Consider the following 25,404-nt stretch of genomic DNA (forward strand, 5'->3'; position numbering starts at 1 on the left):
CCTTCATCCTTGAGCGAGTGAGCATGTAGCAGTCATAAATTGCTTCGTTCAAGCATAAAAAGAAAGAAACGAGACTGTGACAGAAAATGAAATATTCTTCATAGATATAACAGAGAAAAAATGCCCCATGACGACTGTATATGTTCGGGCCAAACTCGATGCCATGACTTCGGGACAGAGACTTGACGTGTGGCTCCATGGAACAGAAACACGCAAGAACGTCCGGGCATCAGTGCAGGCACTGGCCCATACAATTCTGGCTGATTCGCCTGTTCCAGACAGGGCAGATCTTTACTGCCTGAGTATCAAAAGGCGTTAGAAACAAGGACCTGCGCGTCACTTCCGTCCCTGTAATAGCCGCGACGCAGGCCGGCTTTTACAAAACCGCATTTTTCATACAGTGCAGCAGCCGGATTGTTACAGACTGCTACTTCCAGAAATACTTGTCCTTTGGACAGAATGGCCTGCACCAAAGACATTCCGACACCTCTGCGGCGAAAATATGGATGAACCGCAAGTGTCAGGATTTCCGTTTCATCCAGAACTGTCCGCGAGAGAATGAAACCGGCAGGACTATTGTCGATCAGTGCAATGACGACTTCTGTTCCATGCATGGATAGTAAATCAATAAAGGACGCCGCACTCCAGACTTCTCCGCCATGAAACGCGGCTTCATGAAGCTCCGCCAGAAGCGGCGCGCATTCGATCCCCATCGTCCGCAATTCAAACGCCGGTTCCGGACTGCTCACAGGGGCAAGGGCCTCAGACCGGCTGCGGGCGGCTTGGCTTCGGGCGGATCGACATAAAGCGGCATCAAGGGACCGGGAGAAACGCCCTGTGCGGCCTGAACGATGCCCAGAGCGGTCGGGGCCTCGCAGGACAGCACAGGACACAGCCAGTCCGATTTTTCGGACACGGCATCGCCCGTCACGCAGACCCAGTCCGCGGGATCGAGATCAACCGTTTGGCTGGCCGTGACGGGCCCGTGCGGCGGGTCCACGAACACCCGCCCCCGACGCGCAATGCTAACGCAGACAGCGTCCGGACGACTGAGGGTGGCGCGGATCGCCTCACCCAGCGTGACGCCGATCGTGGGGCAGTTCCAGCCTGCCGCCAGACCTGCGGCCAGTGACAGGGACGAGCGCAGTCCGGTGAAGGATCCCGGACCGAGAACGGCCACAACACGATCAGGGGCCGTGGTCCAGTCGTTCTGTGCCAAAAGGTCGCGGATGGCGGGAGCGAAATGCTCGGAAGCGCCGCGTCCGGCCATCAATTTTTCCGCAACAACCCGATCATCCTCAACCAGAGCCACCAGACTGGTCAGACCGGCCCCTGCCCCGGCTCCATTGAAAACGACCGTCCGTGAAGACCCCGTCACAGACACAGACAGGCTTCTCCGAAATCCAGACGGGGCGCACGCGGCTCGGCATGGTCGGGGGCGGGTTCGTTTTGCGCCGGATAGCCAAGCCCGACAAGGAAGTTCACGCGCCAGCCGGTGGCGTTCAGCAGCGTGTCCTCGACCATGAAGCAGTCAAAGCCGGACATCGGCATGGCGGACAGGCCCAGCATCCGGGCGGCCATGATGAGATAGGCACCTTCGAGCGTACCGTTGCGAAAGGCCGTCTCGTCAGACAAACCCACATCAGCGGCAAACCAGTCGCGCAGGCCCTCCTGCGGGTTCAGACGGGGCAGCGCTTCAAAAAATAGCGGATCATGGCACACGACGGCCAGAACCGGGGCCGCCATGGCGCGAGATACGTTTCCCGGCGATAGCGCGGGGCGGATGCGCTCGCGGGCGTCCTGTGTCGTCAGGAAAACGAAGCGACCCGGCGAGCAGTTGCCGGAGGTCGGCCCCAGCTTCACCAGATCGTACAGACGGCGCAGGACATCTTCCCCGACCGGGCGCGGCGAGAAGCTGCGCGGCGTCCGGGCCTGCGTGAACAGGGCTTCCGCACCCGGAACCGGAGCGCAATCAGGGGCTGTCTGGCCGTCCATGGTTCAGTCCTCGACCTGTTCGACCGAAGCGACTTCGGGAACATAATGCCGCAGCATGTTCTCGACGCCGTGCTTCAGGGTCGCACGCGAAGACGGGCAGCCGGAGCAGGCGCCCTGCATAGCCAGATAGACCACGCCATCTTTGTAGCCACGGAACGCGATGTCGCCGCCGTCACCGGCCACGGCAGGGCGAACGCGCGTGTCGAGCAGGTCCTGAATGCGGCTGACAACTTCGGCGTCTTCGGGCGCAACATCATGTTCCGGAGCGGACTGCGTTCCCGAGAGGACCGGGCGGCCGCTTTCGAAAAACGTCGTGATCGTGCCGAGCACGACGGGCTTAAGGTCGCCCCAGCTGATGTCGTCGGACTTCGTGACGGAGACGAAATCGCCGCCAAGGAAGACGCGGCGCACATTTGGCTGCCCGAACAGCGCGGTCGCCAGTTCGGAGCGTCCGGCAGCGACATCGGCATCACCGAAATCGACGGGACGGGCATCGCCGGTCACGCTGCGGCCGGGCAGGAATTTCAGGGTAGCGGGATTGGGAGTGTCTTCGGTCTCGATGAACATCGTGGTCATGTCCTTGCGTTCCAGTCCGCCCTGACATGTGCCACTTCGCCTCAAGGTGCAAGTGTCGGGACTGCATTGGTCCGACTTCGCGTGTTTTTAACGCTGGAACACGCCCGATCAGACCTGTTCGCCCTGCCCCTCGCCTTTTCCCTCATTTTTCCTTGATGGAGACGGGAGTCCCTTCGGCAGAATGATGGTCGCGCACAGCCCGCCATAACCTTTCGAGGCATCTCCGCGTCCAAGCACCAGCGTGCCGCCCTCGCGCGAGATTTCGCGCTGCACGATGGCCAGACCCAGCCCGATTCCCCCCGTGGCCCGCGAGCGTGAGCTTTCCAGACGATAAAAGGGGGCGATCACACGTTCGTATTCGCTTTCGGGGATGCCGGGGCCGCTGTCGCTGATGGCGATTTCCAGCGCGCCGTCCTCACGGGTGCGGAGCGTGGCGAGGACATTACCACCATAATTGATGGCGTTTTCGATCAGGTTCGACAGGACGCGCTTCATCGCGAGCGGACGGACATGGACCAGTGCGCGGTCCGGCCCTTCGTAATGGGCCTCATGGCCACGATCCACATGGTCGTCCACGAGGGTTTCGAGCGTCGCAACGATATTGATGGTGCGAGGGACTTCGGGATCGTCGGCACCGGCCAGATAGGCGAGGATGCCGTTCACCATGGCTTCCATCTCGTCCAGATCGGCCTCGATGGCGGCCTGTGCTTCGCCGTCATTGAGAAAACCGCAGCGCAGGCGCAGGCGCGTCAGGGGCGTTCGCAGATCGTGCGAAACCGCCGCCAGAGCCTGCGTTCTGTCGTTGATGAGGCTCTGGATGCGCTCCTGCATCGCGTTGATGGCACGGGCGAGGCCGCGGACTTCCGGCGGACCACGCTCAGCCAGCGGCACCCATGTTTCGTTGGAACCGATGCGGTCGGCAACCGAGGCCAGCGCACGGAGCGGCATGCTGAGGCCGCGGATCAACATGGTCGCGGCAATGGCGACCGCTCCGGCAGCAATCGCTGCCGAGGCCAGTCCGCGCGTGACGCGGTGATGACCGAGCATCCCCGGCACCCGGAAATGGATGTAGCTTCCATCTGGCAGACGCTGGGACCCCAGCACGTCCGCACTCCCCGGTCCGAGTGTATAGAGGTCCAGATGGGCCTGTTCGAGAATAGGATCGTCCGCCTTCAGACGCCGGACGAGCTGTGTGAGCGCGACGGGGGGATGTCCCGGCAATACGGGCGCGATGGAGGCTGGCTGCCAGGCCACACTGAGTTCGCTGCCCGAGAGCATGACGGCCAGAAACGATCTCTGACTGACGGGCGCCGCAGCCAGCACCCGCAGATCCGTGCTCAACGCCTCGCCAAGCTGGGCGATGCGCACGTCATCAACGATATAGGTTTCAGCCTGACCGTAGAAAATGGCGTTCGTCAGGAACACCAGTGTCACTGCGACGGTCAGGACAACGCAGACGCGCCCGACCAGCCCCAGCGGCCACAGCAGGATGCGATTCTGAATGTTCAGACCCGTTCAACCTCTGCCACGAAGATGTATCCAAGGCCGCGCACGGTCCGGATGAGCTGGTCGGCGTCCGAACCAAGCTTGCGGCGCAGGCGGCTGACGAGAACATCGATGCTCCGGTCCGACACATCCCCCAGACGGGTGCGCGACAGTTCCAGCAGACGGTCGCGCGCGATGACGCGCTGCGGGTTGTCCAGAAAGCTGGTCAGCAGGTCGTGCTCAGCGCCGGAGATATCGACGGTCGCGCCCGACGGGTCCGTCAGTTCGCGGCGGCGCAGATCAAGCGTCCAGCCCGCAAAACGCAGCGTCTCGCGGCGGACACGCTCCTGCGGGGCGCCGGTGGTGGCGATGCCGCGACGCAGCACGGCCCGCACGCGCGCCAGAAGCTCGCGCTGCCCGAACGGCTTGGGGACGTAATCATCCGCGCCCGATTCGAGGCCGGTCACGCGGTCGCGCTCTTCACCCCGCGCGGAGACCATGATGATCGGCACCTGAGCGGGAGGCGTCTCGTTTTCGTGCTGGGCACCCTGTCCGCTGCGAAGGGCACGGCACAGTTCAATGCCGCTTTTGCCCGGCAGCATGATGTCCATGATGATGAGATCGACGGGTGCGACTTCAAGCGCGGCCCACATCTCCTCCCCACAGGCAACACCCCGTGCGCGGAAGCCGCCGCCCTGAAGGGCACGGAGGATGAGGGTCCGCATTCCGGCGTCATCTTCGACGACGAGGATACGGGCGGGAAGATCTGGGTCGGAAAGATTTGGCACCATGTCTTTTTCCATAGTCTCCACAGGGCGGGCATCACAAGCGACAAATCCTGACAATAAATCTTTCAGTGATTTGAAGGCTCATGACGAAAACCAATTGGCATCGTACAGTACAACGCATTACAGCCGCACCCGTTTTGCTGGCCTGTTTCATGCGTTCAGTTGGAGCCGCCAATGTCAAGAGTTTCACCCGGCGTCGTCAGTGGCGCCAGTTATACGGCCCTTATCAAGGCCTGCCATGAAGGGGGCTATGCCCTTCCCGCCATCAATGTCGTCGGCACCGACAGCGTCAATGCCGTTCTGGAAGCAGCGGCCCGGAATGGATCGGACGTCGTCATTCAGGTTTCGAATGGTGGCGCGCGCTTTTATGCCGGCGAAGGCCTGCCCGACGCCCATCGCGCCCGCGTGCTCGGCGCGGCCTCGATGGCACGCCACGTCCATCTTCTGGCGAAGGAATACGGCATCGCCGTCATTCTCCATACCGATCATGCCGACCGCAAGCTGATCCCCTGGCTCGACGACCTCATCACCCTGAGCGAAGACGAGTTCCGGACGACCGGCAAGCCGCTGTTTACGTCCCACATGCTCGACCTGTCCGCCGAACCGCTCGAGGACAACCTTGCGACGTCCGCCGCCATGCTCAAGCGGCTGGCGCCTCTGGGGATGGGACTGGAAATCGAACTGGGCGTGACCGGCGGCGAGGAAGATGGCGTTGGTCATGACCTCGAAGACGGTGCGGACAACGCCCATCTCTACACGCAGCCCGAAGATGTTCTGAAAGCGTGGAACCTGCTCTCCCCGATTGGCACCGTGTCGATTGCCGCGTCTTTCGGCAACGTGCATGGCGTTTACAAGCCGGGCAATGTGCAGCTTCGCCCGGAGATCCTGAAGAACTCGCAGGAAGCGGTCGAACAGGCCACGCAAAGCGGTCCCAAGCCGCTGCCACTGGTGTTCCACGGCGGTTCAGGCTCGACGCTTGCGGAAATCGATGCCGCGGTTTCCTACGGCGTGTTCAAGATGAACCTTGATACCGACATCCAGTTCGCGTTCGCACAGGGCGTGGGCCACTATGTTCTGGAGCATCCGGTCGCGTTCCAGCACCAGATCGACCCCAGCACCGACAAGCCGATGAAGTCCCTCTACGATCCGCGCAAATGGCTGCGCGTGGGCGAGAAATCCATCGTCGGCCGACTGGACGAAGCCTTCGAGATTCTGGGCTCGAAGGGCCGGTCCGTCGCGCACAAAGCCTAACGGATAAGGGCCTGACGGGACCAGCTTGCGGGAGGCCTAAGCCTCCCGTTCAAGAGCTTTCCGTTCAGGGACCGGGCGTTGCGGAGGCGAGCTGCGCTTTCGTCACGTCCGGGTTGTTTGGGAGAGCGTCTTCCCAGCCACCGCCGAGCGCATTGTAAAGACGCGTCAGGTTGGTCGCCAGCGTGGCGTCGCTGCTGACGAGGTCAAGCTGGGCGGACTGAAGCTGTGACTGCGCGTTCAGGACGTTCAGATAGTTCGTCAGGCCGCTGCGATACTGGCTCTGCGCCAGCATGAGGGCATGGGTGTTGTCGTTGACAGCCGCCTGAAGGCCCTGACGATGGAGCTGTTCGTCCCGATACGCGATCAGCGCATTGTCCACGTCATGCCAGGCCTTGATGACGGTCTGCTGATAGGAAATCGCTGCCGCTTTCTGTGCGTATTTCTTCAGCTCGAGCTGACCGTACAGGCGTCCACCCTGAAAGATCGGGAGCGAAATGGACGGGCCGACATTCCAGGCGCGCGCGTTCCAGAACCCCAGATCGCGGAACGACAGGGTCTGGAAACCGAAATCGGCGTTGATCGTGACCTTCGGATAGAAATCCGCCGTGGCCTCGCCCACCTCGGCCACCGCACCACGCAGATGGGCCTCGGCTTCGCGGATATCCGGACGGCGCTGGGCCAGTTCGGACGGAATACCAACGGGCACCACAGGCGGCACGACCGGCACGCCGGCGTTCTTGTCCAGCTCGGCATTCAGGCTGCCCGGAGGGGCGCCCAGAAGCAGCGCAAGCGCGTTCTCTTCCTGCGCTACAGCCTGTTCGAGCTGCGCTTCCTGACCCTGCATGTCATGCAGACGGCCCTGAGCGGAGTCCACGTCCAGCTCCGTCACCAGACCGCCATGATAGCGCTCCTGCGCGATGGAGGTGATCTGCGTGAGAATCCTGAGGTTGTCGCGTAGGATCTTCAGGCGCTGTTGGTCGCCACGCAGGCCCATATAACCCCGTGCCATGTCGGCCTGCTGGGCGATGAGAATGGAGCGCCGCTCCTCGTCCGTCGCCTGAAGATCGGCCTTGGCGGCGTCGTACTGGTGCGCGACACGGCCCCACAGGTCGATTTCATAGGTCGCATCAATCGCGCTGCGCCACTGGTTCAGCAGCGGAACCGTGGCGCCATCGGCCCCTCCCTGAAGGAGTGGTCCGACCGAAGATCCGAGGGTGTTACCAGCGGACTTCGCGATATTGCCGCCCACCCGGCTGATGATCTCCTGCATTTCCTTGGTGCTGTACTGGCTGCGCTGATATGAACCCGAGGCGCTCAGGGCCGGGAAGCGCTCGGCCCCCGCCATGATGAGCTGCGCGCGGCTCTGCGCCAGATTGGCGGTCGCAAGGCGGAAGGACAGGTTCTGATTGACCAGACGGGCTTCCAGCGACGTCAGTTCGGGATCGTGGAAAACCTGCCACCAGCGGCTGTCGGCCTTCATCTCGCTGATAATGCTGTCAGGCGCACCCGCCATATGGTCCGTATAGTGCGCGGGCGACCAGGGTTTGGGCGCGTGATATTCAGGCCCCACCATGAGGCAGCCGGACAGGGTGAACAGGGCGCAGCCGCAAAGCAGCGCGCGGGAAGTGAAGGCTGCGCTCACAAAGAAACTCCTGAAGCGGAAATGATCTTGCAGTGACCGACCGGTTCGGTCAGCATGTTAGAGAGACGACCTGACGGACAGAAGGATTTTTCGCTCACATGACGGGCATCACGGACGACGGCCACACGGACACTCCCGACGGGTCGGGCAACACCGATCCTGCGGGCAGCGCCAAGCGCGAACAGATCCTGAAAGGGGCCGAAGCGATCTTTCTGGCGGACGGCTATGAAGGCGCGTCCATGTCTCGCATCGCGCAGATGGCCGGCGTGTCCAAGGGGACGCTCTACAACCATTTCGATGGCAAGGCGTCCCTGTTTTCCGCGTTCTTCGAAGAACAGGTCCGCTGCCGTCTTTCCCCCATCGAAGCGCTGTCGCGCGGCGGTGAACAATCCGTCCGCGTGACGCTGACCCGCTTTGCAGACATGACGGTTCACCTGCTGATTTCGCCGGTGGCGCTGGGGCTGTATCGCATCATCGTCAGCGAGGTCGACAAGTTTCCCCATCTGGCCGATACGTTCTGGCGCTACGGTTTTGGCCGGACGCTCAGCAATCTGAGCGAATATCTGGCGCGAAGTGTGGCGCAGGGAGAGCTGGACATCGCCGACCCGAGCCTGTCGGCCGAGCAGTTCCTGCTGATGTGTCAGGCCCGCATCATCCAGCGTCGCCGCTTCGGGCTGCCGGTCGATGATAGCAATGCCGCCATCGCGGACTTCGCCGCCTTTACCGCCGACAGTTTCCTGAAGATCTACGAACCGCGCCATCAGTGACCACCGCCTGAGGCCTGAGCCGCCTTCTTGCCGTTGGGAGACAACAGGAAGCACAGCGGCACCACGAACAGCGCAATCACGCCAATCCAGCAGAAAACCTCGTTATAAGCCAGCATGGCGACCTGAGAGGTGAATTCCTGAAAGGTCCGGTAGAGGGCGAACTGATGTGCCTGCGCGGCCGGGAACCCGTGCGCCTCCGCGACCTTCTGCGCATTGGCGATATAGGAATTAAGCCCCGGATTGGCCGCCGTCATGTTGTCCGTGACATAGGTCTGATGGCGCTGCCGGGTCTCGATGATCGCCGCCGTCGCCAGAGAAATGGCGAGGGAGCCGACATAGTTCCGGGCCATCGAGAACAGGGCCGACGCATCGGCATTCAGTTCACGCGGCAAGGTCGAGTACGCGATCGTCGAAATCGGTACGAACAGGAACGCCAGCGAGGCCGTCTGGCTGATACGGTAGAGCATCAGATGCCTGAAATCGATCGCGGCGTAGAGGTTCGAGGCTTGAAACATGGCCATGCCCATGGCGAAAAACCCGAACGCGATGAGATAGCGCATCTGGATGAACTTCATCAGGATGCCCACGATCGGGATCAGACAGATCACCGCAACGCCGCCCGGCGCCAGAAGCAGACCCGAAGTGGTCGCGGTATAGTCGAGAACCTGCTGGGCAAACTGCGGTACGACGATCGCCGAGGCATAGAGCGTCGCACCGACCATCGAAATCAGGAACGTCCCGACCGCGAAGTTGCGGTCCTTGAAGACCGACAGGCGAACCAGCGGGTTCTTCGCATAGCACAGCCACAGAATGGCTCCGAGGACGCCGATCACACCCAGCACGGCCATGGTCACGATGAAGGGCGAACCGAACCAGTCGTCATCCTCACCACGATCGCACATGACTTCGAGGCAGCCGAGGCCGAGCGTAATCAGGCTGATGCCGATCACGTCTACCTTCTCGCGCTTCATGCGTTCCCACGGCGGATCTTCGACGAAAGCCGTCACGGCCATCACCGTCAGGATGCCGAAGGGCACGTTGACGAAGAAAATCCAGCGCCAGGAGAAATTATCGGTCAGATAGCCGCCTAGCATCGGACCCAGAACCGGTCCGACGATGGTGGCGATGGCCGTCAGGCCGAACGCCGCCCCACGCTTTTCAGGCGGGAACGTGTCGAGAATGATGGACTGCTGACTGGGTTGCAGGCCGCCTCCGAAGAAGCCCTGCATGAGCCGGAACACCACCAGCATCGGCAGCGATGTCGCCAGTCCGCACAGGAAGGACGAGACGGTGAACATCGTGATGCAGATCAGGAAGTAGCGTTTGCGGCCAAAGAACCGCGACAGCCAGCCCGAAATCGTCAGCACGATGCCGTTCGCCACCAGATAGGACGTCAGCGCCCAGGTGGCGTCATCATACGAACTGCCGAGCGATCCCGCGATATGCGGCAGCGCCACGTTGACGATGGTGGTGTCCAGCACCTCCATAAAGGCCGCCAGCGTGACCGTGACGGCCACAAGCCACGGATTATGACTGGGTTTCCAGTCCTGATGCCCGGCAGTATCACTCATTTCACATAAACCGTCGGCTCGACAGACAGGCCAAGGGCCAGCGGAAGGTTCGGGTCAAGTCCACTGTCCACCACGATCTTGACCGGGATGCGCTGGACCGTTTTCACGAAGTTTCCGGTCGCGTTTTCAGGAGGGAAGGCGCTGAAGGATTCACCCGAGCCAAGCTGGATGGAATCCACATGGCCATGCAGTTTGAGCTGCGGGTAGGCATCGACGTCGATATCCACCTTCTGTCCGGGACGCATGTGGGTGAGCTGCGTTTCCTTGTAGTTCGCCACGATCCAGACTTCCGGCTCGACGATGGAGAACATCTCCTGCCCGACCTGCATGTAATCGCCGCGCTCGACGTTACGCTGGGAAATCCAGCCATCATGCGGGGCGCGGACTTCCGTCCATTCAAGGTTCAGGCGAGCCTGCGTCAGCTCTGCATTGGCGGATGCGAGGGAGGCCTGTTCCTGCGTGACGCGGGCATCGGCACTGGCCACGTTTTCCTTGACCGGCTCAGCCTGCGTGAGCTGACCCTGGGCCTGAAGGACACGGGCCTTCGCCTGGTCCAGCGCAGCACGGGCATAGTCGATATCCTGCTGCGACGTGGCAGCACGGGCCACCGAACGCTGGCGACGGTAATCGGCTTCAGCCTTGATGAGTTCCGCCTGAACGGCAGCGAGGTTGCCCTGCGCCGTGACGAGCTGTCCGGGGAAGTTCTTATGCGCCACGGCCAGCATGAGCTGATAGGCGTCAATATTGGCCTTCGCCTGAGACACGGCGGCTTCGGCCTTGTTCAGGGAAGCAGCGTAGTCCCGGCTATCGATTCTCACGAGCAGATCACCGGCGTGGACGAACTGGTTATCGTTCACCAGAAGCTGCGTAACGTACCCGTTGACGTGAGGGGCTATGGCGATCTTGCGACCGGCCGTGTAGGCGTCATCCGTCTCGATATTGTTGCGGGTCAGGAAAAGATAGGCCCCGATACCCACGAGAACCAGAATCACCAGCAGGATCAACGCGATCCGGACAAGGGGATTGCGCTTTTTCTGCGGCTTTCCGTTCTTGTCGGATGTTGTGCCATCCTGCGCGTGATCGGCCTGATCGCCTTGCGCCATAATGTTTTTCTCGCTTTGAAAACAGGTCTGTCAGATCGTGACCGGGTTGACTGTGCAGGGCCTGAAACCCTCATACTGACCGATCGGTTCGGTCATCCATGACATATCGTCTCGCGGGCTTCAAGCTGGAAAAAACTGATCCGTTTCCAATTGTCCGTTCTTCACGCGTCGGGACGCTCGCAAAAATCCCGCAGACGCGCGAGCCCCTCTTCGAACCGCGCCCGTTCGATCTCTCCCTGCGAGCTGTCGCCCAGCCGCAGCAGCCAGGACGGGTGGGCAAGCGCCAGACGCTGGACGGCATTTTCGTCCTCCCCCGCCGTCCAAAGCGTTCCGCGTCTCTCCGCCATCGCCCTGCCCGGACCATCCAGCGCCTTCAGAGCCGTGGCACCAAGCGAGACGATGAGTGTGGGGCGGACCAGCGCGATTTCCTGCTCTAACCAAGGGCGACAGGCCACGACATGTGCCTCATCCGAGCTCTGATGGATGCGGCGGCGCCCCTGAAGGCGGAAGCGGAAATGCTTGACCGCATTCGTCAGATACAGCGCGCGGCGATCGACCCCGACCTTTTCCAGTGCCTCCTGCAACACCTGCCCCGCGGGGCCAACGAAGGGCCGCCCCGCCAGATCCTCCTGATCGCCCGGCTGTTCGCCGACGAGCATGATCCGCGCATCGATCTGCCCCTCCCCGACGACGGCCTGCGTGGCCGCACAGTGCAGCGGACAGGCGGTGCAGGTCCGAATTTTCGCCGCCAGATCTTCAGGCGTGTCCGAAAGAGGTTGGATGGGAAGATTGTCGCGGGAGCGCAGCTTTTCGTGAAAGATCGGCGCTGGCAGAGGCACCTGTTCGGCCATGGCCCGGACGCGCGCCTCTGCCCCGGCGACAAGCTGCGGGATCAGGCGCGTTTCGGGCAGGTTTTTCCAGTACCGGCCCGGCATCTCACGGCGCATGGCTTTCGTGCGGACGCGGGCCGGATTGAACGTAGAGGCATAATAGGTGTTCCACAAATCTCCGAACCCGTCATCCAACTCCGGCTGTTCGCAGGGTTCGGCGGAGTAAGCCAGATTTTTTCCGTCCCAGCGGATGGAGCCGCGAGGCGTCAGGATCATCCAGTCCATGTCCGTAAAGCGCTTGGCAAAGAACGGCGCGACCCGTTCGAGAATATGATGCTGCGGCTCGAACCATGCGAGGAACCGTCGCCGTCCCGCCTCCCCGATCTGTGCGGGCAGTTCGCGAAAGCGGACGAAGGCCGTTATCTTGTGGCAGTCCTGCCGGTTCTGCCGGATCATGATCCGCGCTTTTGCGATATCGACATCCGTCGCCACATCCAGCAGATGCGGATTGCCCTGAACGCGCCATGCAATCCGGTAAGCCAGCGCGAACCGACCGGGATCGGAATGGCACAGCATGTCCCGCAGCAACGCGATGCAGGACGCGCGCAATGTCACGCTTTTCAGGACGGGCCCTTCCATCAGCGCCACCATGCCGTCGCTGTCATTGGTCTGCTGCCCGAACAGATCCGTCTCGCCGCCCCTGATCCGCCAGTCGAGGGCCTCCGGCGGAATCGCACGCTGCAACGCAGAACGCGCCATCTCCCGCCAAGGCTCAAAGGCTGCGTTGTCCTCAAGGGTCAGGACGTAACGTGTCACAAAAGATTCATCTGCTGGGGCGCGGGGCTGAACAGGCTGCGCAGGTCGTGTCGGTCGGTCAGGCGGGCGGGACTCCAACCCGGCGTCTGTACAAAGGGCCGAACCTTGCGGATGGACACGTTCAGCCTAGCCAGATCCTCCAACCGCACGGCCTGATGCCGCCGCGCCCTGAGAATGGCGGCCACGGCTTTCACCCCTAGCCCCGGCACCCGCAGCAGCATTTCCTTCGGCGCGCGGTTCAGATCCAGCGGAAACAACGCCCGGTTATCCAGCGCCCAGGCCAGTTTGGGGTCCAGATCCAGATCCAGCATCCCGTCCGCACGTCCGGCCGTCAGCTCCCCGAAAGCAAATCCGTAGAACCGGAACAGCCAGTCCGCCTGATAGAGCCTGTGTTCGCGCTGAAGCGGCGGACTTTTCGCAGGCAGCAAAGCGGACGCATCGGGAATAGGACTGAAGGCAGAATAATAGACACGCCGCAGCCCATAAGAGCCGTAAAGATTGGCGCTGCTGGCCAGAACATCCTGATCGGACGCCGCATCCGCCCCCACGATCATCTGCGTACTCTGCCCCCCCGGCGAAAACCGTTCGGCCCGGCGTCCAGTATGACTACGGTCCTTGCCCGCATCAATCTTCAGCCGCATCTCCCCCATCGCCTGCCGGATACCGCCCGCTTTTTTCTGCGGCGCATACTGCTCCAGCCCTGCCACGGTCGGCATTTCCACATTGATCGACAGACGGTCCGCATAACGCCCCGCCTCTTCCAGCAGACGCGGCGACGCATCGGGGATGGTCTTGAGATGGATATAGCCCCTGAACCCATGCTTCAGACGCAGGTCCCGCGCCACCTGCACAAGCTGCTCCATCGTGTGATCGGATGAGCGGATGATGCCCGAAGACAGAAACAGCCCCTCAATGCAGTTGCGCCGATAGAACTCCAGCGTCAGCCACACGACTTCCTCGGGCGTAAAGCGCGCGCGCTCCACATTCGAAGACGACCGATTGATGCAATAGGCACAGTCATAGACGCAGAAATTGGTCAGCAGGATCTTGAGCAGCGACACGCACCGCCCGTCCGGCGTATAGGCGTGACAGATTCCGTTCCCGGTCGTGGACCCAAGCCCCCCGCTCTTTGCGGAGTCCCGACGCGTCGAGCCACTCGACGCACAGGAGGCATCGTATTTCGCCGCATCGGAGAGAATCGCCAGTCTCTGGGAGAGTGTTTTCTTCATGTCGTGTTCTTATTTCGTTCCAGATGATGGAACGCAAGAGAAACCGTGAAATTAACCTGTTATTTGCCGGTTTTCCGTTATTTTTGAAGGACTTTTTTTAACGGAACCGATTCAGCTTCCGTTAACCACTCCCCCCTATCCTGAGGCCGCAAACCTGCACCGACGGAGAACCGATTCAATGTCATTGTCCATCAATACGAACACCGCGGCAATGGCCGCACTCCAGAGCCTGAACCAGACGACGGCCGACCTGAACAAGACCGAAAACACGGTCTCCACCGGCAAGTCCGTCAACACGGCCTCTGACAATCCCGCGATGTACTCCATCGCCCAGAACATGACCGCCCAGATCTCGACCCTGTCGGGCGTCTCCACGGGCCTCCAGTTCTCCGCTCAGGTGCTGAACACGGCAACGACCGGCCTGTCGAGCATTTCGAGCGCTCTCCAGTCTCTGGCCACTACGATCGGCACGAACACGACAGGCGTCGACAACTCGACCCTGAACGATGCCATCACCAAGACGCTGGCCTCCATCGACTCTGCTGCTACGGGCGCAAAGTTCCAGGGCGTGAACCTGCTCTCCGGCCAGACCGGCAACGGCACGACCTACACGAGCCTGTCGACTGCCATGGACGCACAGGGTGGCACGTTCACGCAGAACGGCTTCAATGTGACGTCTGCGGGCCTCGGCCTGACGAACCTGAGCATGGAAATGTCCGGTTCTTCGCTGGCTCTGGGAAGCAGCACGAGCGCAAATGCACTGAAGACTGACCCTGGGACATCTTCTGCAGCTCTTGATACCCAGAGCGTTCTTCAGCTGAAAAACGAAGCGGCGGCTGGAACCGGCGGTTCGGTCAGCGCAACCAATCCATCTATCACATACAATTTTATCGCTGACGCTAAAAGTCACTCTAGCACTGACACTACTGCCACTCCCCCCGTGACCACGACCACGGCTAATACCAGTCAGACAAAAGCTATGGAGATGATCGGAGCGGCTGTGGGGGCAACCGCTACCTCGCCGGCGACAGCGTTCAAACTGGATTCAGATGGCAAACTGACGACTGATAGCAGTTCGAGTGTCACGATCACATCGCAGACAACGGCGTCCGACGGGTCGACCACCTACAACCTGTCGGACGGAAAGAGCCTTGTTCAGTCAACAGACGGAAACGGTAATTCCGTATACACAGCGAACACGGCTTTCGACGCCAACGGCAATGCCACGACCCAAACGGTTGTGACCGATGTCGACATGTCCTCCGCAAATTCATTAAGCTCTACTGGCGGCTCGTCCAGCACCCAGAGCGTCAAACAGGTCGATCTACTGACGCAGGCCATGAACTATCAAGGCTTTGGCGCTTCACGGGATTCCAACAACAATCTGACGATCGCCGGTAATTCCATTGATGCGACCAGCACACAGTTGAGCACTGCCACTGCAGCGGGCGTGTTTACTGCGCCAACCAGTTCATCAGGCGTCACTGCCACGGCCGTCACCGGCGCATCCGTCGTCAGCGCTGTCGTTCAGGCAGCGATCTCCAGCGTAACGCGCACCGCGTCTTCGATCGGCTATTCCAGCACGACGATCTCCAACCTCCAGACCACGACGTCCAGCCTGTCCGACGCCCTGACGACGGGTGTTGGCGCGCTCACGGATGCCGATCTGGCAGCCGAGAGCGCCAAGCTGACCTCGCTTCAGACGAAGCAGCAGCTCGCCGTTCAGTCACTGTCGATTGCGAACTCGCAGTCGTCCACCCTGCTCAGCCTCTTCCGCGGCTGATCAGGTTTCTGAAGGGTGCCGGTTCATCCGGCCCCCTTCAGACTCCCCTGCCAATACGCAGGACTACTTCAGAAGCCCCTTGCTCCCTCGCCCAGAGGCTTTTGAAACAGTCTTTTCCGAAAGGAGTTTGCCGTCGTGACCTATGCAGCCTCACAGTATCAGAAACAGTCCGGAAGCTATCTGTCTTCGCGGGAAGTCGAGGTCATGGCGTTCCGGCACGTCAACACGCTGCTGACGCAGGCAAAAGATCATGACAAGAAGGTTGCGGCGCTGGCCGCCAATCTGAAGCTGTGGAGCATTCTGTCCCTCAGCGTCGAGCGGGTCGATTGCCCCCTTCCGGCCGTTCTGCGCGACGATCTTCTCAAGGTCGGATCGTGGTCCATGCGGTATTCCAACGCGGCCTTTAATGCCCCGAAGGACCTTCAACCCCTCGTCGATATCAACAACGACATGATCGAAGGACTGTCCACCGAGCCCGCGCCTTATATCGCAACGCCCTCCGCGTCTCAGGCCTATGCCGGCTCGGCCGCGAAGTCCTCTCTGGAACTTGTGGGCTGAGAGTTTTCGACCGCAAAGCAGCCCCCAACTAAAAAAGGGCGCCGGTTCAGCCGGACGCCCTTTTTTCATGCTCCAAAGTCCGGGCACACGAAACATTCTCGTGTGCCCCGGTGGCCTCAGGGCGTCATGGCCAGTCGGTTGTCGGAACGGTCAATATCCGGGATGACGTGATCGGGGTCGAGCGTCACGGCCTTGAGGCCGTCATGAACCGGCAGCGAGACCACAATGTCGCTGCTCTGGCGCCAGGCTTCCGTCGGGATGCGGAGATCTTCCGATTTTCCGTCCGCATAATCAGCACGCAAAACCACGGGTAGCGGAAGCGCACCATAGTTACGAACCTGTACGGTTACGGGCTTTCCGGCGTCGTGATGGACGGTTCCCAGTGCATAGTCCGGGCCGGCATTGGTGAAGTACCAGCCGCGCCAGAACCAGCCCAGGTCTTCGCCCGCTTCGCTGCTCATCAGGCGGAAGAAATCCGACGGAGACGGGTGTTTGTAGGCCCATTCAGCAATATAGCGCCGGAAAGCCGCGTCGAACCGGACTGGTCCGAGGATCTGTTCGCGCAACAGTTTCAGGCCGTAAGCGCCTTTGAAATACGTCACGCTGTGGCGATATTTTTCAGACACACCATCGGCGGCGGTCATGAGAACCGGTGCATCCGGGTCGGTCAGGACTGGGACGATATCCTGCGCGGGATTGCCGGTTTTGGGCGCAAATTCGGAATCACGCTTGGGGGCGAACTCACCGTTGTTGAAGTGATCAGACGCATAGACGTCGATGAACGTGTTGAAACCCTCATCCATAAAGGCATTACGACGCTCGTCCGTCCCCACGATCATCGGGAACCAGCCGTGACCCAGTTCATGCGTCGTGATCCAGAAAAGCTGCGGATCGCGGTCGCTGATGCCGTCAAAAACGATGCCCGGATATTCCATGCCCGCACCATGGCCGCCCAGATTGATGGCGTTCGGCCAAGGGTATTCGAACCATTGCGACGAGAAATATTCGATGGCGTGTTTGACGTAATCCGTTGAGCGGTCCCAGCCATGCGGCCCGATCCCTTCCCGCGGATAGACAGACATCGCAAGCCTCGGCACGGCATGATAGTTCGTCCAGGGCACAACGGGCGGCAGGTTGATACGCGCGGCATCCCAAACAAAGGCTGGCGAGGCCGCGAAGGCTACATCGCGCGTGTTCCGCATCCCGTAATGCCAGGTGACTTCACCGCTCTGCTTCAGATGGCTTTTCGGATCGGTGATGTCATCGAGCGTGCGGATCATGACGCGCGCATCGCTCTGGGCGGCCTGTGCAAGACGGTTCCGCTCGACGGGTGTCAGGACCTGTTCGGGGTTGAGCAGCGCGCCGGAGCCTACCAGCGTGTAGTTCCACGGCACCGTTACGCTGTAATCAAAGCTGCCATATTCGAGGAAAAATTCCTGCCCCAGATAGGGCAGCGTGTTCCAGCCCCGACGGTCATCATAGACGCTCAGGCGCGGATACCACTGCGCGACTTCATAGATGTCGCCTTCGCGGGTCGGCGTAACAGCGGTACGGCCACCCCACGGACCGGGGATTGTGTAATGCCAGTCGATTTTCACGAAAGCCACGCCATGCGGATCGATCGTACGGGGCAGCGTAAGCTGCATCCGCGTGTCGGAAATCAGCGGCGTGACGTCCACTTCGCGGCCACCCTGCACGACCGAAACGTGTTCGATCGTCATGCCGTCGGTATGATCTCCCGTCATCATGTGGCTGCCAGGAATGGCGCCGACAGCAGCGCGCGTGTCGGCGCGGTAAATGTTCTGGTCAAGCTGGAGCCACAGGACATCCAGCGCCTCGGGGCTGTTGTTGCTGTAGGTCACGGTTTCGGAACCGTGCAGCACATGGGCCTGCGTGTCGATCCGCGAGTGAATGACGTAGTCCGTGCGGTTCTGCCAGTATTGCGGCCCCGGAAGCCCCGACCCTGAGCGATAGACGTTCGGAGCGTCGGGAAGGGTCAGAGGTGCGAAGACGGCGGCCGGGTCAGCGAGGGTTTTCGCAGTAACGGTCTCAGGCAGCAGGGCGGCGGGAACGAGTACGCCTCCCAGCAGGGGAAGCAGAAAAAGGCGCACAGACATCCGGGGCAGGCCCTCCGTTGGGTAAGTTCGATGTTATTCCGTTATAATATCTCCAAGCGCTCCCAGATAGGAGGCAAGATCAACTTTCAGCGGCATCAGATAGGCATTGTCGTTTTTCTGCTTCACGACACCCAGCATCCGGCGCGCAAAAGCAATGTTACCTTCAAGCGTCCCGTCGTAATCGCGCGGGAAGATCACATGATTCATGCGCTCCCAGTACCGGCGGGATTTGTCGCCCAGAACGGGGGAGATACCCCAGAACACCGTGTCGTCCCGCAGCCAGTCCATGCAGCATTCGAGCATCGGAATGTCGAAAAGCGGCTGGGTGAAGAAGCCACAGGCTCCGGCGTCGCGCTTGCGGGCGATCTCTTCAAGCTCGTGATAGGGCGCGCGGCGATAGGGGTCGAACACCGCATAGACCTTCAGATGCGGGGCCTCGCGGCGGTAGCGTTCAATGATCTGGGCGGACGTGTTGGGATAGACCACCCGATCGCTGCCGGCAGGCGGCGGATCTCCGGCGACGACCAGAATGGAAGTCAGTTCCGGCCGGTCCGCACCCGGCAGCGGCGCGTCCGGGGCGATGTCGGTCGCACGGACATGCGCGATCACCTCGAACGGCGTCTGGTTCACAATCAGCGATGCGGCGTCATGGCTGCGCAGATCAAAGCGGATCAGGTCCGGGACGTTCAGCATGCTGACCTGCGGCAGAATATCCCGCACGGTCTGCACATCCGCCATCAGGGATTCCGGCGTGCGCGGAACCAGTTCAACAGAGACGCGCGTCATGAGGAGGCATCCGCAGACGTTGAAGACGATGTGGCGCGAGCCGCCTGAAGCGTGTTGTGCAACAGGCAGGCAATCGTCATCGGCCCAACGCCACCCGGAACCGGCGTGATGTGCCCGGCAACCGGAAGTGCTTCGTCAAACACTACGTCCCCGACCAGACGGGTCTTGCCGTTTTCCGCTGCAACGCGGGTGATACCAACGTCGATCACGGTCGCACCCGGCTTGATCCAGTCCCCACGGACCAGACCGCTCTTACCGGTCGCAACAACCAGAATATCGGCCTCGCGGGCCAGTTCCTTCGTGTTGCGGGTATGGATATGCGCGACCGTAACCGTGCAGTTTTCCTTGAGCAGAAGCTGCGCCATCGGCTTGCCGACGAGGTTGGACGCACCGATCACCACGGCATGCTTGCCGGTCATGTCCTTGTGGACGGACTGGAGCAGCATCAGGCAGCCCAGCGGCGTGCAGGGTACGATCCCGTCGATCCCGAGCGACAGACGGCCCGCATTGACTTCGCCCAGACCGTCTACGTCCTTGTGCGGTGCGATCGCATTCGTCACGACAACCGGGTCGATCTGTGCCGGCAGGGGAAGCTGGACCAAAATACCGTGAATTTTCGGGTTAGTGTTGAGTTGTGCGATCAGATCCAGCAGTTCGTCCTGCGACGTGCTCTGTGGGAGCATGTGCATGAAAGAGCGCATCCCCACGCGATGGGTCTGGATCGCCTTGTTCTTCACATAGACTTCCGACGCCGGATCGTTACCCACCAGCACCACGGCAAGACCGGGGATCGTGTTGCCCTGCTCGACGAATTTCGCCACTTCACGACCGATCTGATCGGTCAGGGCGCGGGCGATGGCCTTGCCGTCGATGATCCTTGAGGCCAGTTCGGACTGCTTCTCGGGGGACAACATGCTCATGGGCTCTCCGGATGACAACAGGCGGTCGTTTCAGTTACGCTGGCGAATGGGCCGTAACGGCTACAGGAACTGAGGATGGTCTCGTGACCGACGAAATACGCAAGAACTTCGCCAGTGACAATGTTTCTCCCGCATGCCCCGCCGTTATGGACGCCATGATGCGCGCCAACGCGGGCAATGTGGGTTCGTATGGCGACGATGCGCTGAGCCGGTCCCTGAATGCGCGGTTTGGCGACGTATTCGAAACGGAGGTTGCGGTCTTCCCGGTCGTGACGGGCACGGCGGCCAACAGTCTGGCGCTGTCCTCGCTGGTAGCACCCTACGGCGCGGTTCTGTGTGACCAGAGCGCGCATATCAGCAACGACGAGGGCGGCGCCCCCGAATTCTTCATGCATGGCGCCAAACTCGTCACGCTCCCCTCCGCCGACGGCCGCATGGACGCCGAAGCCCTGCGCACGGGCCTGCGGGTCAATGCGCAGGGCGGAATTCTCAAACCCCCCATCCACGCCCTGTCGCTGACGCAGGCCACGGAATGGGGCACGGTCTATACGCTGAAAGACCTCGCGGATCTCTGTGCAATCGCGCATGACCACGACATCTCCGTCCATCTGGACGGCTCGCGACTGAGCAATGCCATTGCCCATCTGGGCTGCACGCCAGCAGAGGCGACATGGAAAGCCGGGGCGGATGTGCTGTCGTTCGGCGGCACGAAGTGCGGGGCGATGGCGGCGGAAGCGGTCGTGTTCTTCGTCAATGACCGCACGCGCCCGGTGCTGAAGGATTTCGAGCGTCGCATCAAGCGCAGCGGGCATCTGTGGTCCAAGGCCCGCTTTCTAAGCGCGCAGCTTCTGGCCCTGCTGGAAGACGATCTGTGGCTGAAAAACAGCGCCCATGCCAACGCCATGGCCCAGCGCATCGTCGAAGGCCTGCGCCGTCACGCGGGTGCACAGCTTCCGTTCGAGACGCAGGGCAACGAGGTGTTCGTCATCCTGCCGGACCGGCTTGTCGAAGAACTGGAAGCAGCAGGATTTGGCTTCTATCGCTGGCCCACACCGGAAGGCGTATCGGGCACGCTCATCCGCCTCGTGCCGAGTTTTCACACACGCATCGAAGACGTCGATGCGCTGCTGGCCGAGCTTGCCGCCTGAATGATCAGCCTGTTTGACCTGTTCAAGATCGGCATCGGGCCGTCCTCGTCCCATACCGTCGGCCCCATGCGTGCGGCCGCCCGCTTTGCAGAAAGCCTGTGCGATGCGCCAGACGTGGTGCGACTGCGCGTAACGCTTTATGGCTCGCTTGCCTGGACGGCGCGGGGCCATGCGACGGACCGCGCAGTCATTCTCGGACTGGCGGGAGAAAAGCCCGACACGATGGACCCGACGCTCGCGGACGGCATCGTGCAGTCCGTGACGCAGGCGCATCTCATTGCATTCAACGGTCATCCCACGCCGTTCAACCCGGACACGGACATCGTGCTCGACACGAAGACCGTCCCGCCGGTCCATCCCAACACGCTCCAGTTCGAAGCATTCGATTCCACGGACACCCTACTCGCCTGCGCACGGTTCTGTTCGGTCGGCGGCGGCTTCATCGTGCCGGAACAGGCGACCGAAACCGCGACCTACGCCCAGCCCGACATGCCCTATGACTTCACCAGTGGCACGGAGCTTCTGGAGCGCACGCAAAACACGGGGCTCGATATCGCAGGCGTCGTTCTGGCGAACGAAAGCGTCTTGCGACCCCGTGCGGAGGTCGAAGCCTATCTGGACCGGATCGTCTCCGTGATGATGGACTGCGTGGACGCCGGGCTGCACCGTTCCGGCACGCTGCCGGGGCGGCTGAACGTCCGCCGACGGGCCGCCGCACTCTACGAACGGCTCAAGGAGCAGAGCCGCAGCAATCAACCATCCGCACACGGCATCATGGACTGGATCAGCCTGTTCGCCATTGCGGTGAACGAGGAAAATGCCGCCGGAGGGCGCGTCGTCACGGCTCCCACCAATGGCGCTTCGGGCGTGATCCCGGCCGTGCTGCGTTATTACCGGGAGTTCTGCCCCGAATACTCGCTCGACGGACAGCGCCGCTTTCTGCTGACGGCCGCAGCCATCGGCGGACTGTTCAAGCTCAATGCGTCAATTTCAGGCGCGGAAGTCGGCTGTCAGGGCGAGGTCGGCGTCGCGTCCTCAATGGCGGCGGCAGGACTGGCGGCGGCCTTGGGCGCCACGCCGCTTCAGGTGGAGAACGCTGCCGAAATCGGCATGGAACACCATCTGGGCATGACCTGCGATCCGGTAGCGGGGCTGGTGCAGATCCCGTGCATTGAGCGCAATGCGTTCGGAGCAATCAAGGCCATTAACGCGGCCTCCCTCGCCATGCACGGCGATGGCGCGCATCACGTCTCGCTCGATCAGGTCATCCGCACGATGGCCGAGACGGGACGCGACATGAACCACCGCTACAAGGAAACATCGCTCGGCGGTCTGGCCGTCAATTTCCCCGAATGCTGAAAAGCCTCACGCTGCGGCCATGAACTCCGCAATGGCGTCCGCAGCGCGTTGCGATCCCCCCAGAAGCGGGGTGCCGAAGGTTTCCTGAAACAGGTTTTCCTGCGCCGGACGATATGCCGCATGACGTTCCTGGGCGCGGGCAATGGCGGGCATGAGATCGTCCAGATCCTCCACCACCTCGCCCAGCGTCCAGTGCAAAAAATACGGATCATCCCGCCAAGGCAGTTTGCGTGGATTGAGGAAAACGCAGGGGCGCGGAATGCCGAGGAACTCGTAAACCTGACTGCTGACATCGCCAATATAAAGTGCCGCCTGAGACGTGTAAGTCATGTCCAGCATGGCGGACGACCCCGTATCGACCATCACTTCAGGGCTTCGCTGCCGCTTGAGCTGACGTTCGCGAATACCGAACCCCTTGTGGAAGGTCTTGATATGCGGTGCCACGACCAGATTATAGTCGCTATCCCCGCTCTCGCTCTGGGCCTTGAACCCCCGGATCAGCGGCATCATCCAGCCTGAGGCGGAGGTCAGCTTGCGCTGGTAATGCGGGTTATACAGCGCAAACGGGCGACCATTGCCGAACGCGATCGTCTTTTCGCGCTGCACGGCCTCGAACACATCGAATTTCGGATATCCCACAACCCGCGTGGTTTCCTGCTTCAGAAGGCCCTTGTCCTGAAAATAGCTCTCGACCTTGGGGCCAGGAACGAGCGTCAGATCAAAGTCCCGCACCAGATGCTCGTCATTGACATAGCGGTCTCCAGCACCATGCATCAGCAGAATGAGTTTCGGGCCGCAAAGCCCCATTTCCTTCAGCACACCGGCTGTATATTCCGTCGCCACCACCGCATCATACTGGTTCAGCTCGGCGATATTCTCGCGCAGGACCACCAGCCGCTCCTGATCGAGGCGTCTTGCGCGCTTCAGAAGACGGGCTTTTAGCGATTTGGGAAAAGCCTTCAGCGGCAGGTCAGGCACGTCCAGCGCGCGACGGATGCGTGCAAGATGCTTCACCGTCTCGGGAAAGCTGTAATATTCCACCACCTCATGACCGGGGATCGCAGCCAGTGCGCTTGCGACGGACGCCGTGTGGTAGCACTGATAGGGTTCGGCAATATAGATGAAGGCGATTTTCATTAATCAGATGCGTCCTGCCTGAAAAACAGGCCGGAAACCTGCACTTTTCGGGATTAAGGCCTTCAGGAGAAGACGGGGCGCCGCAAGATCACGTCCACAGAAATCCTGACACCGAATATGTAACATTTTCTTCATAATCTCTGACCTTTTTGTGTCAAGAAACCTTCCCGAAATGCTACAATTCGTTACCGGCATAGACACTCTGGCGGCTTTGTGGTCAGTAAGGCCCGCATGTCCGGCGAACGCTCCGTTTTCAAATCCATTTTCAAAAATGTCAGTGTTCTCACCCTCGGTCGCATTGCCAATGCGCTGTGCAGCTTTATCTATATTGCCGTAGCCGTCCGGGCGCTTGGGCTGTCCGATTTCGGACTTCTGATCCTGATCCATTCGCTGGCCTCGACCGGCTCCGTCCTGTCGCGGATGCAGTCCTGGCAGACGCTGATCCGCTTCGGCAGCGACAGCTTCAACAGCAATGACACAGACCTTCTGCACCGGGTGGTGCATTTCTGCATCCGTCTCGACACGCTTTCGGCGGCGTTCGCCATCGTGTTCGGCCTCGTGGGCGTGCAGATCTATGGACACACCGCAAACTGGTCCGCCCATGTACGGTTTCTGGCGGATCTGTATGTCTGCGTCAGCCCGCTGATGTATTCAGGCTGGGCGAACGGCATCTTGCGGATGGCAGGGAAATTCCATCTCGTCCCGATCATCGACAGTTGTGCCGCCATCGCCAAAACATTCGGCGTGCTGCTGGGCTATGTCCTGCATCTGAAGCTCGGATATTTCCTGTTCGTCTGGGCCATGACGATCATCATCGATTATGGCTTCTACATTTATTACGCGCTGGACATCCTGCACCGGAAATTCAAGTTCCGGTATTTCCGGGCGTTCCGGCACTGGCGCTGGCAGCTTCCGGGCATGTGGCAGTTCACACGCGCGGCCAGCATCAACCAGACGCTGGGCAATATCTCGGGCCATGTGGCGACGCTGGTGGTCGGAACGGGTCTCGGGCCGGCCGAAGCGGCCGTTTTCCGCGTCTGCCGTCAGATCGCGGACGGGATCGTCACCCCGGCGCAGCTCATCTCGCCCGTGCTCTATCCCGAACTGGTCCGGATGCGGGACCGGCAGAACTGGCGCGGCCTCAAACGCGTGACCTGGAAAATGTTCGGCGTTCTGGGCGGGCTTTCAGTCGCGCTTCTGCTGTTGTCGGCCTTCTTCGGATCGACGATCTTCCGCTTTCTGCTGCATGTCCATATACATCACACGTCGCTCTATATTTCGATCATGCTGCTGGCGGCGGTGTTCAGTCTGCTGGTCATCCCGCTGGAGCCACTGTTGATCGTCGTGGGACATGTGAAGTTTCTCATGAAGAACCGCACCGCCGTCATGGCGATCTATTTCCCGGCGCTTTATGTCCTGACACGGCATTTCGGTCTGGCAGGGGCCTGCTTGTCGACGGCGGCGTGCAATGCGACGATCCTGCTGTCGCAGATGCTGGGTGTCTGGTTCTTTTACGACCGGATCGGCAAGGCGGAGCGCTGAT

At 61.1% G+C, this 25,404-nt stretch carries 23 protein-coding genes; 8 read left to right on the forward strand and 15 right to left on the reverse strand.

The window, feature by feature from the left end:
- The first annotated feature begins 76 nt into the window (after nucleotides 1-76).
- Nucleotides 77-319: a sulfurtransferase TusA family protein gene (locus JK176_RS04490; protein WP_211586590.1), complete on the forward strand. Its 243-nt coding sequence runs from the start codon at nucleotides 77-79 to the stop codon at nucleotides 317-319.
- Here the strand turns inward: JK176_RS04490 and JK176_RS04495 are convergent.
- The 6 genes from JK176_RS04495 to JK176_RS04520 form a co-directional block, all read right to left on the reverse strand.
- Nucleotides 306-749: a GNAT family N-acetyltransferase gene (locus tag JK176_RS04495; RefSeq protein ID WP_349291902.1), complete on the reverse strand. Its 444-nt coding sequence runs from the start codon at nucleotides 747-749 to the stop codon at nucleotides 306-308. The two genes, JK176_RS04490 and JK176_RS04495, sit on opposite strands and share 14 nt — an antisense overlap.
- Entirely contained in the window at nucleotides 746-1,378 is a 633-nt protein-coding gene (gene tsaB / locus JK176_RS04500) for a tRNA (adenosine(37)-N6)-threonylcarbamoyltransferase complex dimerization subunit type 1 TsaB (RefSeq protein ID WP_194261208.1), read from the reverse strand. Before tsaB ends, JK176_RS04495 begins: the two co-directional genes overlap by 4 nt.
- On the reverse strand, nucleotides 1,375-1,995 hold the full coding sequence (locus JK176_RS04505) for a malonic semialdehyde reductase (protein WP_211586591.1): 621 nt from the start codon (nucleotides 1,993-1,995) through the stop codon (nucleotides 1,375-1,377). Before JK176_RS04505 ends, tsaB begins: the two co-directional genes overlap by 4 nt.
- A 3-nt stretch (nucleotides 1,996-1,998) precedes the next feature.
- Nucleotides 1,999-2,562, reverse strand: coding sequence for a NifU family protein (locus JK176_RS04510; protein ID WP_194261340.1), 564 nt, complete (start codon nucleotides 2,560-2,562; stop codon nucleotides 1,999-2,001).
- 117 nt (nucleotides 2,563-2,679) lie between these two features.
- Complete coding sequence (locus tag JK176_RS04515; protein WP_249194223.1) at nucleotides 2,680-4,056, reverse strand: ATP-binding protein; 1,377 nt, start codon at nucleotides 4,054-4,056, stop codon at nucleotides 2,680-2,682.
- A gap of 20 nt (nucleotides 4,057-4,076) precedes the next feature.
- A complete protein-coding gene (locus JK176_RS04520) occupies nucleotides 4,077-4,847 on the reverse strand; it encodes a response regulator (protein ID WP_099285864.1) in 771 nt (256 codons plus the stop codon).
- A 171-nt stretch (nucleotides 4,848-5,018) separates the two neighbouring features.
- Here JK176_RS04520 and fbaA point away from each other — a divergent pair, with 171 nt between their 5' ends.
- On the forward strand, nucleotides 5,019-6,095 hold the full coding sequence (gene fbaA / locus JK176_RS04525; RefSeq protein ID WP_211586592.1) for a class II fructose-bisphosphate aldolase: 1,077 nt from the start codon (nucleotides 5,019-5,021) through the stop codon (nucleotides 6,093-6,095).
- A gap of 64 nt (nucleotides 6,096-6,159) precedes the next feature.
- On the opposite strand, the gene JK176_RS04530 is transcribed toward fbaA, so the two are convergent.
- Nucleotides 6,160-7,737, reverse strand: coding sequence for an efflux transporter outer membrane subunit (locus JK176_RS04530; protein WP_211586597.1), 1,578 nt, complete (start codon nucleotides 7,735-7,737; stop codon nucleotides 6,160-6,162).
- A 98-nt stretch (nucleotides 7,738-7,835) separates the two neighbouring features.
- On the opposite strand from JK176_RS04530, the gene JK176_RS04535 reads away from it, so the two are divergent.
- A complete protein-coding gene (locus JK176_RS04535; protein WP_211586598.1) occupies nucleotides 7,836-8,504 on the forward strand; it encodes a TetR/AcrR family transcriptional regulator in 669 nt (222 codons plus the stop codon).
- Here the strand turns inward: JK176_RS04535 and JK176_RS04540 are convergent.
- The 4 genes from JK176_RS04540 to JK176_RS04555 all read right to left on the reverse strand — a co-directional run bounded on the left by JK176_RS04540 (nucleotide 8,498) and on the right by JK176_RS04555 (nucleotide 14,053).
- The gene (locus JK176_RS04540) at nucleotides 8,498-10,075 is read right to left on the reverse strand and encodes a DHA2 family efflux MFS transporter permease subunit (RefSeq protein WP_211586600.1); all 1,578 of its coding nucleotides are present in this window, start codon (nucleotides 10,073-10,075) and stop codon (nucleotides 8,498-8,500) included. The genes JK176_RS04535 and JK176_RS04540 overlap by 7 nt on opposite strands.
- Nucleotides 10,072-11,178, reverse strand: a complete 1,107-nt coding sequence (locus JK176_RS04545; protein WP_211586601.1) for an HlyD family secretion protein — start codon at nucleotides 11,176-11,178, stop codon at nucleotides 10,072-10,074. The genes JK176_RS04540 and JK176_RS04545 overlap by 4 nt, the downstream gene beginning before the upstream one ends.
- A gap of 161 nt (nucleotides 11,179-11,339) precedes the next feature.
- The gene (locus JK176_RS04550; protein ID WP_211586603.1) at nucleotides 11,340-12,824 is read right to left on the reverse strand and encodes a UdgX family uracil-DNA binding protein; all 1,485 of its coding nucleotides are present in this window, start codon (nucleotides 12,822-12,824) and stop codon (nucleotides 11,340-11,342) included.
- Nucleotides 12,821-14,053 carry a putative DNA modification/repair radical SAM protein gene (locus JK176_RS04555; protein WP_211586605.1) on the reverse strand — a complete coding sequence of 411 codons (1,233 nt, stop codon included), beginning with the start codon at nucleotides 14,051-14,053 and terminating at the stop codon, nucleotides 12,821-12,823. The genes JK176_RS04550 and JK176_RS04555 overlap by 4 nt, the downstream gene beginning before the upstream one ends.
- Nucleotides 14,054-14,231: 178 nt before the next feature.
- Here JK176_RS04555 and JK176_RS04560 point away from each other — a divergent pair, with 178 nt between their 5' ends.
- Together JK176_RS04560 and JK176_RS04565 are read left to right on the forward strand one after the other, a co-directional pair.
- Nucleotides 14,232-15,836, forward strand: a complete 1,605-nt coding sequence (locus JK176_RS04560; RefSeq protein ID WP_211586609.1) for a flagellin — start codon at nucleotides 14,232-14,234, stop codon at nucleotides 15,834-15,836.
- A 135-nt stretch (nucleotides 15,837-15,971) separates the two neighbouring features.
- A complete protein-coding gene (locus tag JK176_RS04565) occupies nucleotides 15,972-16,394 on the forward strand; it encodes a flagellar biosynthesis regulator FlaF (RefSeq protein ID WP_211575147.1) in 423 nt (140 codons plus the stop codon).
- A gap of 116 nt (nucleotides 16,395-16,510) precedes the next feature.
- On the opposite strand, the gene JK176_RS04570 is transcribed toward JK176_RS04565, so the two are convergent.
- The 3 genes from JK176_RS04570 to folD are packed head-to-tail and all read right to left on the reverse strand — an operon-like array spanning nucleotide 16,511 to nucleotide 20,217.
- The gene (locus JK176_RS04570) at nucleotides 16,511-18,511 is read right to left on the reverse strand and encodes a M1 family metallopeptidase (RefSeq protein WP_211586611.1); all 2,001 of its coding nucleotides are present in this window, start codon (nucleotides 18,509-18,511) and stop codon (nucleotides 16,511-16,513) included.
- Nucleotides 18,512-18,544: 33 nt separating this feature from the next.
- Nucleotides 18,545-19,297, reverse strand: coding sequence for a methylenetetrahydrofolate reductase (locus tag JK176_RS04575; RefSeq protein ID WP_211586614.1), 753 nt, complete (start codon nucleotides 19,295-19,297; stop codon nucleotides 18,545-18,547).
- On the reverse strand, nucleotides 19,294-20,217 hold the full coding sequence (gene folD, locus JK176_RS04580; RefSeq protein ID WP_194261196.1) for a bifunctional methylenetetrahydrofolate dehydrogenase/methenyltetrahydrofolate cyclohydrolase FolD: 924 nt from the start codon (nucleotides 20,215-20,217) through the stop codon (nucleotides 19,294-19,296). The genes JK176_RS04575 and folD overlap by 4 nt, the downstream gene beginning before the upstream one ends.
- 83 nt (nucleotides 20,218-20,300) lie before the next feature.
- Between folD and JK176_RS04585 the strand changes: the two genes are divergently transcribed.
- Nucleotides 20,301-21,365: a low specificity L-threonine aldolase gene (locus JK176_RS04585; protein ID WP_349291903.1), complete on the forward strand. Its 1,065-nt coding sequence runs from the start codon at nucleotides 20,301-20,303 to the stop codon at nucleotides 21,363-21,365.
- Entirely contained in the window at nucleotides 21,366-22,724 is a 1,359-nt protein-coding gene (locus tag JK176_RS04590; RefSeq protein WP_211586620.1) for an L-serine ammonia-lyase, read from the forward strand.
- Between the two features lie 6 nt (nucleotides 22,725-22,730).
- Here the strand turns inward: JK176_RS04590 and JK176_RS04595 are convergent, their stop codons facing one another.
- Entirely contained in the window at nucleotides 22,731-23,861 is a 1,131-nt protein-coding gene (locus JK176_RS04595; protein WP_211586623.1) for a CDP-glycerol glycerophosphotransferase family protein, read from the reverse strand.
- Between the two features lie 231 nt (nucleotides 23,862-24,092).
- Between JK176_RS04595 and JK176_RS04600 the strand changes: the two genes are divergently transcribed.
- On the forward strand, nucleotides 24,093-25,403 hold the full coding sequence (locus tag JK176_RS04600) for a lipopolysaccharide biosynthesis protein (protein WP_211586625.1): 1,311 nt from the start codon (nucleotides 24,093-24,095) through the stop codon (nucleotides 25,401-25,403).
- Nucleotide 25,404 lies beyond the last annotated feature (1 nt).

The sequence above is a fragment of the Gluconobacter sp. Dm-73 genome, from assembly GCF_018256215.1.
GTDB lineage: Bacteria > Pseudomonadota > Alphaproteobacteria > Acetobacterales > Acetobacteraceae > Gluconobacter > Gluconobacter cadivus.